Genomic DNA, 12,876 nt, shown 5'->3' on the forward strand with positions numbered 1-12,876 from the left:
CCGGGATGCCCTCAAGCGCCTCGGCGGCTCGCTCGGCATCTAACGGAGACGGGCAGAGGCGGGTACCGGTTCATTTGCGGCGGTTCGGGTGGCCGAGAGTGTCCCACTCCTCAGGAGCCGTGGGAAACGGCTGCCAGTACGGCAGGTAGAACGGATCCAGCGCAGGCAGTAGAACGGGCTAAATACCGTGTTCACGAAGAACGACGACGGCGAGCCATGCGTACCCGCCGTCCCATGCCGCGATTGCGGTGGTGAGTTTGCCGGCGAACACGGCGGTGGGTGGGGTGCCGACCAGGCCGAGCAGTGCTAACAGCAATGCCGCCGCCAACCATGGGCGCTGGGCTCCTACTCCCCCCAGCTAGTGAGGTCCCGATGCTGCGGGGTGCTGCCGTGACCGCGAACGCGGCGATGTTGGTGATCACGTAGCCGGCGAGGTAGATCAGCAGCGACGGCAGGGCAAGGTCGCTGCGGCCGGCGATCACGATCGGCACGAGCAGAAATCCGACCTAACGACCTCGTGCACAGTTGCGAATCCTTGAGTATCGATGATCGTGCCATGGTTGGTGCTGCGATCATGATGGATCGTCGGATGACAGGGCTGTCCCGGCAGGTGATTGAGGGCCTGGTCGCGGAGTTGGCACCCCAGTGGCAAGCCCGGCAGCGTGACCGGCTCGCTGCGCGAGCGCGTCGTCGCCGCATCGGCGGCGGCGCGAGGTACCGGTTCGGGTTCCCGGATCGGCTGGTGGCCACGCTGGTGCATCTGCGGCACGGGTTGACCCACGATGTGGTGGCCGCGTGGTTCGGGGTGCACCGCTCGACGATCACGCGCAGCGTCGCGGAGGTGCGGCCGCTGCTGGCTGAGCGTGGTTGCAGGGTGCATGACGGCGTCCGGCTACGCACCCTCGCCGACGTGGTGGCGCACCTCGGCCATCACCCGCGGGCGTTGATGGACGCCACCGAGGTGCGGGTACGCCGACCGATCGCGGGACGGGCAGGTAGGGACCGGTTCGTGTCCGGTAAGGCCCGGCTCAACACCATGAAGGCCCTCGTGATCTGCGATCCGATTGGCAGGCTGTTGTTCTGCGGCGAGACACGTCCGGGCTCGATGCACGATCTCACCCAGGCCCGGACCGCCGGGCTTGTCGACCTTCTCCTCCACGGACCGCTCGGGGTTCAGGTCCTCGCCGACGCCGGCTACCAAGGACTGGGCGCCGAAACCGGCGGGGCGGTGACGTCGCGAAGATCTCCCGGGCGGTCCGGTGTGGATCGGCGAAGACGCTGTCCTGGGTCAGCAGGCCGACGCGCAGGTCAGGCCGCCGCCAGACGGCTCCGGCGGAGGTCAGGCGGCCGGCGAGGACGGCGAGCAGGGTGGACTTGCCCGCACCGTTCGGGCCACTCACCACCAGCCGGTCGCTGGCCATGACAGCAAAGTGCTCAACCCGCAGCCGGCCGGGGACCTCCACCTGGTGCATCGTGACGATGGCGTCGTCGCCGGCACCGGTGGCGAGAACGGGTGCGTGGAAGCGCAACGGCTCCGGCGGGGCGGCGACCTGATGGCGCTCCAGCGCCTCCAGCCGCCGGGCGGCGTCGCGCACGCGGCGGGAGATCTGGTTCTGCACCCGGCCGGCAGTGTGCCCGTACCCCATCTTCTCGCTGTCGCGGGGGCCGCGGCCGTGGGCGACGTGATGCCCGGTCACGGCGGTGGCATCGCGCAGCTCGGCGAGCTGCGCCTGCTCGTCGTCGTAGCGCCGACGCCAACGCTCGGCCTCGGCGCGCTTCTGCGTCAGATAGGCGGTGTAGCCGCCGCCGTAGCGGACGGGACCCTCGACCGCCGGGTCCAGATCGATGACGTCGGTGCACACCGCGTCCAGGAACGCACGGTCGTGACTCGCCACCACGACCACCCCGCGCATCTCGCGGAGCTGGGCCTCGCAGAACGCCGCCGCCGCGTCGTCCAGGTGGTTGGTGGGTTCGTCGAGCAGCAACGCGTCCGGCCGGCGGATCAGCATCGCGGCCAGCGCGAGTCGGCCACGCTGACCGCCGGACAGTGCGGCGAGCCTCCGCTCGTGGGGCATCTCGCCGAGGCCGAGGCCGGCGAGCACCGTCATGGCGCGACGGTCGGCGTCCCAGGCGTCGCGGTCCTGCGCCCGCTCCAGGGTCTCGCCGTACGCCGCCAGCAGCTCGACGTGCCGCTCGGTGTCCTCCGGCGCGTGGGCTAGCGCGGCACCGAGCCGATCCAGCTCGGCGAGGTCCGCCCGGGCCTCACGCAGCGCGTCGTCGAGGACCGCGGCGACGGTCGCGGACGGGGTGTGGGGCATCTCCTGGTGCAGGAAGCCGAGATCTGGAGGGCGTGCCACCGTGCCGGAGTCGGGTTCGTCGACGCCGGCCAGGACCCGCAACAGGGTCGTTTTGCCGGTGCCGTTCTCGCCGATCAGGCCGATCCGGTGGCCGGGCGCGGCGGTCAGGGAGACACCGTCGAGCACCCGGCGGTTGCCTCGGATACGCAGGAGGTCGTGGGCGATGAGCGCGGGTCGAACAGACATGAGGACCTCGGAGAAGGGAGATCCGGGCGCACGCGGGTGGCCCGGCGGGAGCAGGGCATGACGACAGAGGCCACGGCGACGGCGGCGCGATCACGCGCCCGTCGGCGGCCGGTCCGGGCTCTCACCCGGAGATGTCGTCGTCACCTGCCACGCTTGCTCCGATCTCCAACAACTCGGGCGAAAGGATAACTCACCCGACAGGGGCCGGTACCGCGTTCTCGGCGGCCCTCCGGCCTCAGCTTCCGCCCATGCTCGACGAGCTGTTGTCCGACGAGTTCCCCGGCCGCGAGGTGTATCGGCCCGCCCGTCGCCCGGCCCGCGCACGACGCCCCAGCATGCTGATGATCAGCAGCAGCACCAGGGCGAAGAGCAGGATCGAACCGCCCAGCATCGCAGCGATCGTTCCAACCGACATGCGCGACCGCCCCTCTCCGGCCCCGACCCTTCCGGCCGGGTGAGCAGATCCTGACACGATCAGGCGGCGCGGGCACCTGCCCGGAGGGAGTCGATGGTCAGGTCGAGGGCAGCCTCAAGGTGGTCGATCCTTCCGGTGGAGAGCAACAGGAGTACGCCGCCCTGGATGCCGGCCAGCAGGGCCGCGGCGGCGCGATCGGCGTCCACCTCGGGGGCGATGTCCCCGGTCGACTGCATGTGCCGGATGCCCTCGGTGATCGCCTTCTGCCAGCGCGACATGAGCCCGGTCACCACCGCCTGCGCGCCCGGCGCGCGCCGGCCGGCCTGACCGAGCAGACCGTTGAGCGGGCACTTCACGCCCTGCGCGAGGTAGCGCTCGATCAGCCGATCGCGCCACGCCAGCCAGGCTGGCCAGGACGTCAGGTTGCTGAGCATCGGCTCCTGGTCGATGAGCACCTGATCGGCCTCGTGCTCGGCCACCGCGAGCAGCAGCTCATCCTTGCCGTCGGCGAAGTAGTGGAAGAGCTGGCCCTTGCTGGTGCCGGTACGGGCCATGACGTCCTCGAGACGTACCTCGTCGACACCGCGCTCGCGGATCTCGGCGGCCGCCCCGGCGACGATCCGCGCCCGGGTCGCCTCGCCCTTGCGGGTCAACGCGCGAGTCATGCGACCTCCCGATGATGCCTGCGGCGCCGATTCTCGTCTGGACCGGCCGGTCCAACCGTAGCTCATTTTTTGGACTTGCAGGTCCATTTTTGCCGGGCAAGAGTCTGGGCCACGCGGCCCCTCCGGGCCGGACAAGCGATCGGAAGGACGCGACGATGAACCACTACTACCTGCTCGGGCGGTCCGGTCTGCGGGTGAGCCGGCTGGCTCTGGGCACGATGAACTTCGGCGTCGACGGGTTCCACGCCGCATACGGCAAGACCGAGGAGGAGGCCGAGCCGATCTTCCGGCGGTACCTGGAGGCGGGCGGCAACTTCATCGACACGGCGGACTTCTACACCGCCGGGGAGAGCGAACGGATCCTCGGCCGCCTGATCGACCGGGCCGGCGTCCGGGATCGGCTCGTACTCACCAGCAAGTTCACCAACACCGTCGACCGGAGCGACCCGAACGCCAGCGGCAACGGTCGCAAACACATCGTGCGGGCCCTGGACGCCTCGCTGCGCCGGCTCGGCACCGACTACATCGACCTGTACCTGCTGCACACCTGGGACCGGATCACCCCGGTCGAGGAGGTCGTGCAGACCTTCGACGACCTGGTGCGCGTCGGCAAGATCCGGTACGCCGGCCTCTCCGACGTACCGGCCTGGTACGCGGCTCGGGCGCAGAGCTACGCCGAAGCGCACGCGCTGACCCCGATGGTGACGCTGCAACTCCCGTACTCCCTGGTCGCGCGCGACATCGAGGCGGAGTACGTGCCGATGGGCCAGTCCCTCGGCATGGGCCTCACCGCGTGGAGCCCGATCGGCGGCGGCCTGCTCAGCGGCAAGTACCGACGGACCGGCGACGGCCTGAGCGGGAACGGTCGGTTGACCAATCCGGCTGCCCCGGGTCGGGAGATCAACCCTCGGGGCTGGCAGGTGATCGAGGCACTGGAGAGCGTGGCCGCCGACCTGGATCGGAGCATGGCCCAGGTCGCCATCAACTGGGCGGTCACCCAGCCCGCCGTCGCATCGGTGATCATCGGGGCGAGCAGCCCTGAGCAACTGGACAGCAACCTCGCGGCACTCGACTTCGAGATCCCGGTGGACGCCCGTCGTCGGCTCGAGGAGGCCAGCGCGCCGCACGTCGGAATGCCCCACGTGATGTTCACCCCGGAGTACCAGTCCTGTGTGGTGAGCCCCGGCCTCGGCATCGGCGACAAGCCGGCGGGGTACGCGCCGCCGGTGTTCAACGGCGCCACCCAGCCCTCCACCTGACGGAACCCGACCTGCCGGTCAGGCGAGGGAGACGGCGACCAGGGCGACGGCGGAACCGGCGAAGACCACGGTGTTGCGGAGGTAGGTCTGGGCGCGCACCCAGCGAGGGAAGGCGTTCTCGGCGGCCTGGAGGAAGGGCTTGACCTCGACGCGGGTCAACTCCGGGTCGCCGTTGCGGCGGAAGGCAGCCTCGACGGACTTCACGGCGGTGAGGTTGCTGTAGACGATCACCACGTTCATCAGCACGACCAGCGAGGAGAAGATCCAGGTCAGCGGCTGGGCCAGGTCGGAGCCGGCGAGGTGCAGGGCGGCGACGGTGGTCATCACCGCCGCGACGGCCACCGGGGCCGCGGTCTCGTGGCCGCTGGCGTCGAACCGGAGCTTGTTCTCCGCCAACACCTCGGGGCGGACGTTCTGGCGGCGAAGCTCGGCCTCTGCGGCGGCCTTCGCCACAGGGCCGAAGCGGTGACGGACCACCGGGATGCTGACGAAGGCGGCGGCGACGAGCAACTGCATGACGGCGGCGAGGGTGTTCATGGAACTCTCCTTGGAGTTGCACTTAGTTCAACTGGCTGGCGGAGATGACGGTAACCGGCTACTTGAACGTTGTGCAAGCCCTGGGTTGAACTTTGTGCAAGCGACTGCGTACCGTGAGGGGCATGGCACGCGACACCCTCACCCGAGAGCAGATCGTCCGCACCGCCGTCGAACTCCTCGACGCCGAGGGCCTCGAAGGCCTGAACATGCGCGCCCTGGGCAAACGACTCGACTCCGCCGCCACCGCCATGTACTGGCACGTCAAGAACAAGGACAACCTCGTCCTGCTCGCCACCGACCAGGTGTGGGGCGAGCTCAAGCTGCCCGACCTGGACGCCGTCGACTGGCGGACTGCGACCACCGCCATGGCCGTCGACCTGTACGAGATGTTCACCCGACACCCCTGGCTGGTGCAGGCGTTCGCCGCGCATGTCCTCTACGGCGAGGGCAAGGCCCGCCACGACGACCACAGCCTCGCCGTCTACGAGGCCGCCGGCTTCACCGGCGCCCAGGCCGACCAGGCCGCCTCCGCCGTTTTCACCTACGTTCTCGGCAACGCGGCAGGCGCCGCCGCGACCGCCTCACTCACCCGGAAACTCACGCGGGACGACACCACCGCCGAGGAACAGTTCCAGGACGCCATGAGCAAGGCCAAGGAGATCGCCATGCGCTACCCGCGCCTGCGTACCCGCCTGGAGACCCCAGCGGCGACCGACTATGCCGCCGCGCCCGACGACGCCTTCGAGTTCGGGCTCCAGGCTCTCCTCGACGGCCTGGAGCGGCAGCTCGCCGCCTAGCCCGGCCGCCGAGCTGGTTCGGCCGCGCCACCGGAGGCGCAGGCCGGACCTCCGAGCCGAACAGGACTCGGGATCACTCTTGCACGATGTTCAAGACGTGCCTAGCGTTGGCCCGGCAACCACTTGAACAAAGTGCAATCGGGAAGCGTCCGGTTCATCCCTGATGTTCGACACGAGATGGAGGAACCACGCGAGGGCGCGTCCACCGGCGGGATGAACGGTCCCGGCGTGAACGACGGTCAGGCGGCAGAGTCGGCCTCGATCTCGCCCGATGGCTCGGTCGCGCCTGGGACCGCTAGCGAGTCCTGGACCTCCCGCAGGATCGACACGGCCAGCATCGTCGTTGAGCGGTGACGGCCGCAGCGCCCAGGAGCGCCGCGGCCGTCCCTACCTGCCGTGATTCGTCAGCTGGTCGGCAGGACCGCCTGGCCCTTGCGGTAGTTCTTGCCCCTGCCGTCCGGGGTGTAGTTGTTCTCGACGTTGCCGGCCGAGTCGACCGAGAACCAGTTGATCCGGGTACCGGCCGGGATCGTCAGGGTCTCCCCGCCCTCGCGGATGCCCGCCGAGCCGTAGAGCGTCGACGAGTACGTCGGCGTAGCGCCGTCGAGGGTGTAGAAGACCGAGGCGGGCTCGGAGACGCCGAAGGTCACGTTCACCATGCCCGGTGTCGAGCTGGGGGCGACCGTGAGGGTGCTCTCCGGGCGGGTCCGGTCCTTGGCGAAGTCCCGGGCCACCCGCATCAGCTCGACCAGGCCATTGGAGAACTCCATCGCCTCGGAGTGCGCCTCCTCCCAGTCAGGTTGGAAGGACGTGCCGACCTCGAAGTTCCAGGCGTAGATGCCGTACTTGTACCAGAGCATGTCGCCGGAGTTGCCCGCCGCCGAGTAGAGCACGTCGGAGATCGGGCCCGTGCGGGCCGGGGTGACCGCCATGTTCCGGTGCTGCTTGATGGCGGTCAGGATCCGCGAGGACGCGCCCCAGAAGGCCGACTCCTCGGCCAGCGTCGGCCGCGGCGCCGAGGTCCGGTCCGGCAGGGCGTACGCGCCCGGCGACCACATGAAGTAGTTCCCGGAGGAGTGCAGGTTCATCGAAAACTTGATGTTGGGGCGGGCGGCCAGCCAGTCGACGTTGCGGTTCTCCGGCTCGGAGAGCTCGCTCGGCCCGGCGTAGGTGCCGCTGGTGCAGCTGCTCGACGCGCCCGAGTACCCGTCGAAGAGGCTGTACTCGGTGTAGTTGCGGTTGTTGTCGACGCCCCACGAGTCCCGGCCGAGGAAGTCTGCGGCCCCGGTCGACGGGCAGTGGTTGGTCATGTTCTTGCGCTGGGAGTTGAAGTCGTAGAAGGAGTAGTGGCCGCCGTCCGGGTTGACCGACGGAGCGATCCAGATGTCCAGGTTGTTCAGCAGCTGCTTGGTCTGCCCGTCGTGCGCGTAGTTGCGCAGCAACCGCTCGGCGGTCTCGACGGTGACCAGCGGCGGCACCCACTCCCGCGCGTGTTCCTGCGCGTAGGCGAGCACCCCCGGCTTCGAACCGTCCCGAACCTTGCCGATCCGGATCGCGTACACCGGCTGCGGATCGCGGGAGACGGAGGCCGGCGCACTCAGGTCGTCGGTGAGCGCGGTCCGCGCCGCCGGCGCGACCACGCCGCCGCCCGGGCTGCCGCGATAGGTGTACGCCTTGACCAGCGACCCGGCCACGGCGTTGAGCGCCGCGACGACCTCGGCCGCGGTGCTGGTCACCGCGCCCGCTCCGTCGGTACCGAGGGCCACCCGGATGGCCTTACCGCTCACGGTCACCGCCAGCGCCGCGTTGCCGACGCCCGGGTTCACCAGCTCCACCGAGATGTCGTTGCCACCCTGGTGCCCCCAGGCCAGGGAGTCCACCGCGACCCGGCTGGCGTTGGCGCTGCCGAGGACGGCCTGGGCGTGCCGCCGGTAGCCGTTCGTCTTGTACGGCAGCTCGACGATCTCGGCCAGGTTGGGGAACTCGGCGGCGAGCTGGTGGATCCGCGCGTACAGCTCGGTCGGGGTGAGGTAGCTGGTGACGAAGTCCTTCTGGTAGCCCGGCCCCTCCGGGCTGGTCTCCGGCGTGGGCAGCCACTCCTGCACCTTGACCTCGGCCACATCCCCGGTGGGGCTGGTGATCCGGATACGGTCCGGCCGGCTGGTCACCGCCGAGGCGCCACGGTGGTAGAGGTAGACGCCGGCGTCGACAAAGCGGGAGATGGTCTGCGTGCCGCCGGAGCCGATCGCGGTGCCCGGCCCACTGTCCCGCTCGACGGTGAGCGTGTTGCTGGCCGTCTGGCCCTGCGCCCACTTCGCCTCGACGGAGAGGACCTGGCTGGCACCGGAGGTGTAGTAGTCCGCGCGGATGATCTTGATGTCGGAGACGTCCGGAGCGGTCGGGTCGGCCGCGGCGGCGGCGAACTCCCGGTTCTCGGCGAGGTGCTCGGCGATGGTCGACTCGCGCTCCTCGACGCGGGCCCGGGCGTCCTCGGGGCGATGCAGCACGTCGCCGAGGGTGAAGCCGGCCGCGGTCAGCCGGGCGGCTTCGCTCGGCGTGAGCACCGCGTGCGCGACCACGCCGTTCTCCGAGCGTTCGACATGGTGGTCGAGGTCCACTCCGGTGGCGACCAGCGCGTCCAGCTCCGCGGTGCCGGCGAGCAGCACCTCCACGACGTTCGCCGGCTCACCGGCGACCGGGCCGGAATCGGCCGGTGCGGCGGCGTCCGGCGCGGTCGCCGAGGCCGGACTGACCAGCAGCACGACGGCCATGGCGGCGGCCAGCGCCGCCGGGACCGGGAGGCGGCGTCGCCACCGCGCGGGTAGGGATTTCGGCATGGTGATGTCTGCCCTTCTGGCTACTCGGCCTGATGGCCGTAGGAGATGGCCGAGGGGCACGCCCGGGGTACGCGGCTCCATCCGTTGGGTCGCGTGCGGTCGTTGCGGCAACCGAGCGCGCGACACGCTGAGAAAGGGAAGGTGACGTCGTCCGGCTCCGTCGCCTCGACAGGACCCGCGTCGCCGAATTGCGGGGTGTCGAACGATGGTGACGGAGGTTCTCCGGTGACAGTTGGTGGACTGAGGCAATCCTCAGCTGTCACAGCGTGAACTGTCAATCCTCTGCTGGGCCCGTTGACTCTCGGGCGGTAGTCCTCACCGAACACGCCGAAGAGGTGGGGTAGGTGGGCAGGTCCCGCGCCAAGCCTTCCCGAGCCCAGAAGGCGTCGACGGACCGCCTGCTGTCTCGGGTCAGGTCACCGCGGAGCGGACGCCGAGGCCGATGAGGACGGTGCCGGTGAGCCGGTCGAGGGTACGGCGCACGCGTGCGGTGCGCAGCAGCCGTGCGGCTGCGCCGGTGACCGCGGTCCAGCCGGCCAGCCAGAAGGTGTGCAGCAGGGCGTGTGCGGTGGCGAGCACCAACATGGGGACCAGCACCGGCCCGGACGGGTGGAGGAACTGCGGGGCGAGGGTGAGGTAGACGGCGGCGGCCTTGGGATTGAGCACGTCCGACACGGCTTACCGACCGCGGCAATTCCAAGTTTGTCGTCGGTTGTCGAGTTCTGCAGTTGACCTGCCCGAACGCCAGCAATCGATGATCGCCGCTTGTCACTGATTGTCGTCCGTCCACCGGGGTTTTCGGGGGGTAAACGAGGGGTGCGATCTTGACAAGAACGATACGACCACCCGTCCGATGGTCACGGTCGCTACGGCGTCATCGACAGTACCGAGGCCATGAACGAGTACTTCCGGGAACGCATCGGCCTCATGGTGTTCACCCGTACCTCGGGTGCCAGGGCGTGGGAGCTTGTCCAGTCGTCGGCGATACTCGACCGCAAGCTGGCGCGGACCTCGCCCGGATACGGCACAACGCACGGGTGTCCGCGCGCAGCAACCCTCGTCCACGCCGCCGGGACACTCCTGCTGCTGGCCAGCGGCGGCTGGCTGATCGCCCGTGGTGACATCGGCATCGGCGGCTTGGCCATGGCGTACGGGTACATGTCGCGCCCCGCCAAGGTGCTGTGCGACTGGATGAGCTGGCACCGCGAGGCGGGCGAGGCGACGGAGCGGGTCCGGCGGATCGGCACCCTGCTCCATGAGCTGGCGGAGGAGGTTGCCGCGTCCCAGCCGCCCGAGCACATCGACCGTCTCGAACTGCGTGGCGTCTCGGTCGGCTATCCGGGCCGCGGTACCGTCCTCACGGACCTGCACCTGGCACTGCGGCGCGGTCAGGCGGTCGCCATCGTCGGTGCGAGCGGTGCCGGCAAGAGTAGGCTCGCCGATCTCATCGCGGGTCTGATCACGCCGGAGCGAGGCGAGATCGTCATCAACGGTGATGCGTTACTTCGCGACGTCGACATCGACCGGTGGCGCCGGCGGATCGCGTACGCTTCGCAGTTTCCGTACTCCTTCACCGACTCGTTGCGCGCCAACCTGTACTACGGCACGTGGCGGCTGTCTGAGGAGCCCCGCGTTTTCCGGACAGCTGTTTAGGTGGCCTGATTTATGCGGCGAGCTGTCGGTTCAGGTACTCGGTGTGGACCTCGTTTGGGGTCTTGTAGCCGAGTGCCGAGTGGAGACGTCGGGAATTGTATCGGAGTTCGATGTAGCGCGCAATGTCGTCCACGGCGCGTTTCCGGGTCGGATACACGGTGCGGTTGACTCGCTCGTTTTTCAGGGCGCCGAAGAACGATTCGGCGAGGGCATTGTCGTAGCAGGTCCCGGTCCGGCCGACGGACTGCCGGATGTCGAGCCGCCCGAGTTTTCTGGCGAATTCCGTCGACGTATAGTTGCTGCCCCGGTCGGAATGGAATATGGCGCCGGGCTGCAGGCGCTGATTTCTGGCGGCCATCTCGATCGCGGCGGTGATCAGTGGTGTCTTGTAATTGTCGTCCATCGCCCAGCCGATAACGGCTTTCGTGCAGCAGTCGATGACGGTGGCCAGGTACACCCAGCCCTGCCAGGTGGGAATGTACGTAATGTCGCCCACCAGTTTCGTGCCAGGGGTCTCGGCGGTGAAGTTCCGCTGGACGAGGTCCGGGATGGCCGCGGCGGCCGGGTCGGCGTCGGTCAGGCTGTGCCGCCACGGTCGGGGCTGGCAGGGCACCATGCCCAGCTCGCGGATCAGGCCGCGGACGAACTCGACGGAGCAGTGCTCGCCTCGACGAGCCAGCTCGGCGTGGACGCGCCGATGCCCGTACGTCTCGTCGGAGTCGGCGAAGACCGACACGATGAGCGTCTTCAGATATTCGCGTCGCTGCGCGGTCGCGGACAGCGGACGGCTTCTCCATTCGTAATACCCGGACGACGACACGCCCAGCCACCGGCACATGTTCACGACGGTGTAGACCGCCTTTTCGTGCTGGTCGAGGTTGTGCTTCTGCGCGTCGATGAGCTCATATTTAGCTTCTACCGATACTCGCTGGCGAAGAAGGCGGCGGCTTTTCCCAGGAATTCCTTCTCCTGGCGTAGCTCGCGGACTTCTTTCTCCAGCTCGCGCAGCCGGGCCCGTTCCGAAATTGTCAACGGCGACTCCTCGCTGGCGTGCGCGTTCCGGTAGGCGTTGACCCAGTTCCGCAGGGTCTGCTCGTTGACCCCGATCTCCCGGGCGGTCGACGCGATATTCCGCGACTCCTCGACCACCAGACGGGCGATCTGTTCTTTATATTCCGGCGTGAACGACCGGCGCTGTTTCGGCATCGGAACCTCTTCCTTCAACGGAACCATTTTAGTGGGTTCCGTGTCCGGGAAATCTGTGGCGCCTCAGTCCTGGTCCAGGACTCGGCTAGTGCGGTGGCCGCTAACGTTCGCCGGGTTGGTGAGTGGTTGGGAAGTTGTCGTACCGGTGGTGTTGGGTTCGGTTTGTGCCTCGCCGTCGGGATTCCGCTGCGCCGCGGGTCGTGTATCGCACGGCTCGGGTTGGGTTGCGGGTGACGTCAGGGCAGCGGCGGCGGTGTTTCGGCTTGCTGCGTTCGGGTGGTGATGTGTGGGCGTGTGTGTTGGAGGTCAATGCGTGGCGGCGTCGCCGCGGGGATGCGCCGGTGGCTGGCTATCAGGAGTTGTGTCGGGAGTTGGCGGCGTCGGGGCCGGGCACGTTCGGTGAGCTGGACAGTACGGGTGCCCGGTCGGTGTTGCGTCGGTTCTCCGATGCCTGGTTCGCGGCGGCGAAGCGCCGTAAGGCCGGTGACGACTCGGCGCGGTTTCCGCGTCGCCGGCGGGGGTTGGTGCCGGTGCGCTGGTATCACGGCACCTTCACGGTTGACGGGCGGCGGGTACGCATCCCCAGCGCGAGAGGCACCTGCCCGTTGTGGGTTCGCCTGGCCCGGGATCTGCCGTACCCGGTGGAGCAGGTCCGCTCGATCACTGTGCTGTCTGAGGGCGGGCGGCTGTTCCTCGACGTGACCGCCGAGATTCCGGTCGCGACCTACCCACCGGGGGTGGGGCCGCAACCGGGTCGGGTGGCCGGGGTGGACCTCGGCATCATCCACCCCTACGCGGTGGCCGGGCCCGACGGTGCCGGGCTGTTGGTGTCCGGGCGGGCGGTCCGCGCGGAGCACCGGATGCACCTGGCCGACACCAAAGCCCGCCGCCGGGCGGTGGCGCGGCGGGCACCGAAACCGGGCCAGCGGGGGTCACGGCGGTGGCGTCAGTATCGCCGCCGGGC

General features: G+C 69.1%; 11 protein-coding genes and 2 pseudogenes. 5 read left to right on the forward strand and 8 right to left on the reverse strand.

Annotation, left to right across the window (positions count from 1 at the left end; all coding sequences use genetic code 11):
- Window positions 1-112: 112 nt before the first annotated feature.
- Window positions 113-506, reverse strand: a pseudogene (locus ABZV00_RS30855) (proton-conducting transporter membrane subunit); the annotation flags it as partial.
- Window positions 507-589: 83 nt separating this feature from the next.
- Between ABZV00_RS30855 and ABZV00_RS30860 the strand changes: the two are divergent.
- A pseudogene (locus ABZV00_RS30860) lies at window positions 590-1,147 on the forward strand (transposase family protein); the annotation flags it as partial.
- On the opposite strand, the gene ABZV00_RS30865 reads toward ABZV00_RS30860, so the two are convergent.
- From ABZV00_RS30865 to ABZV00_RS30875, 3 genes are all read right to left on the reverse strand, one after another.
- Window positions 1,116-2,543: an ATP-binding cassette domain-containing protein gene (locus ABZV00_RS30865; RefSeq protein WP_355612685.1), complete on the reverse strand. Its 1,428-nt coding sequence runs from the start codon at window positions 2,541-2,543 to the stop codon at window positions 1,116-1,118. The pseudogene ABZV00_RS30860 and the gene ABZV00_RS30865 sit on opposite strands and share 32 nt — an antisense overlap.
- A gap of 235 nt (window positions 2,544-2,778) precedes the next feature.
- A complete protein-coding gene (locus tag ABZV00_RS30870; protein ID WP_355612688.1) occupies window positions 2,779-2,934 on the reverse strand; it encodes a hypothetical protein in 156 nt (51 codons plus the stop codon).
- A gap of 83 nt (window positions 2,935-3,017) precedes the next feature.
- A complete protein-coding gene (locus tag ABZV00_RS30875; RefSeq protein WP_355612691.1) occupies window positions 3,018-3,623 on the reverse strand; it encodes a TetR/AcrR family transcriptional regulator in 606 nt (201 codons plus the stop codon).
- Between the two features lie 155 nt (window positions 3,624-3,778).
- Between ABZV00_RS30875 and ABZV00_RS30880 the strand changes: the two genes are divergently transcribed.
- Complete coding sequence (locus tag ABZV00_RS30880; protein ID WP_355612694.1) at window positions 3,779-4,882, forward strand: aldo/keto reductase; 1,104 nt, start codon at window positions 3,779-3,781, stop codon at window positions 4,880-4,882.
- Window positions 4,883-4,900: 18 nt separating this feature from the next.
- Here ABZV00_RS30880 and ABZV00_RS30885 read toward each other — a convergent pair whose 3' ends face one another.
- A complete protein-coding gene (locus ABZV00_RS30885) occupies window positions 4,901-5,419 on the reverse strand; it encodes a hypothetical protein (protein ID WP_355612697.1) in 519 nt (172 codons plus the stop codon).
- A gap of 122 nt (window positions 5,420-5,541) precedes the next feature.
- On the opposite strand from ABZV00_RS30885, the gene ABZV00_RS30890 reads away from it, so the two are divergent.
- Window positions 5,542-6,216, forward strand: coding sequence for a TetR/AcrR family transcriptional regulator C-terminal domain-containing protein (locus ABZV00_RS30890; protein ID WP_355612699.1), 675 nt, complete (start codon window positions 5,542-5,544; stop codon window positions 6,214-6,216).
- A gap of 404 nt (window positions 6,217-6,620) precedes the next feature.
- On the opposite strand, the gene ABZV00_RS30895 is transcribed toward ABZV00_RS30890, so the two are convergent.
- On the reverse strand, window positions 6,621-9,053 hold the full coding sequence (locus ABZV00_RS30895; RefSeq protein WP_355612707.1) for a M14 family metallopeptidase: 2,433 nt from the start codon (window positions 9,051-9,053) through the stop codon (window positions 6,621-6,623).
- A 411-nt stretch (window positions 9,054-9,464) separates the two neighbouring features.
- Window positions 9,465-9,719 (reverse strand): LysE family transporter, encoded by a 255-nt coding sequence (locus tag ABZV00_RS30900; protein ID WP_355612711.1) that lies wholly within the window; start codon window positions 9,717-9,719, stop codon window positions 9,465-9,467.
- 228 nt (window positions 9,720-9,947) lie between these two features.
- Between ABZV00_RS30900 and ABZV00_RS30905 the strand changes: the two genes are divergently transcribed.
- Window positions 9,948-10,706, forward strand: coding sequence for an ABC transporter ATP-binding protein (locus ABZV00_RS30905; protein WP_355612713.1), 759 nt, complete (start codon window positions 9,948-9,950; stop codon window positions 10,704-10,706).
- Between the two features lie 10 nt (window positions 10,707-10,716).
- Here ABZV00_RS30905 and ABZV00_RS30910 read toward each other — a convergent pair.
- A protein-coding gene (locus ABZV00_RS30910) for an IS3 family transposase (protein WP_355612719.1) occupies window positions 10,717-11,912 on the reverse strand; the annotation gives its coding sequence in 2 pieces (ribosomal slippage) (window positions 10,717-11,660 and window positions 11,660-11,912; 1,197 coding nt in all).
- Window positions 11,913-12,253: 341 nt separating this feature from the next.
- Here ABZV00_RS30910 and ABZV00_RS30915 point away from each other — a divergent pair.
- On the forward strand, window positions 12,254-12,876 hold a 623-nt coding region (locus ABZV00_RS30915), incomplete at its 3' end, for a hypothetical protein (RefSeq protein WP_355612716.1).

The organism is Micromonospora sp. NPDC005173, from assembly GCF_040608515.1.
Classification (GTDB): Bacteria; Actinomycetota; Actinomycetes; order Mycobacteriales; family Micromonosporaceae; genus Micromonospora.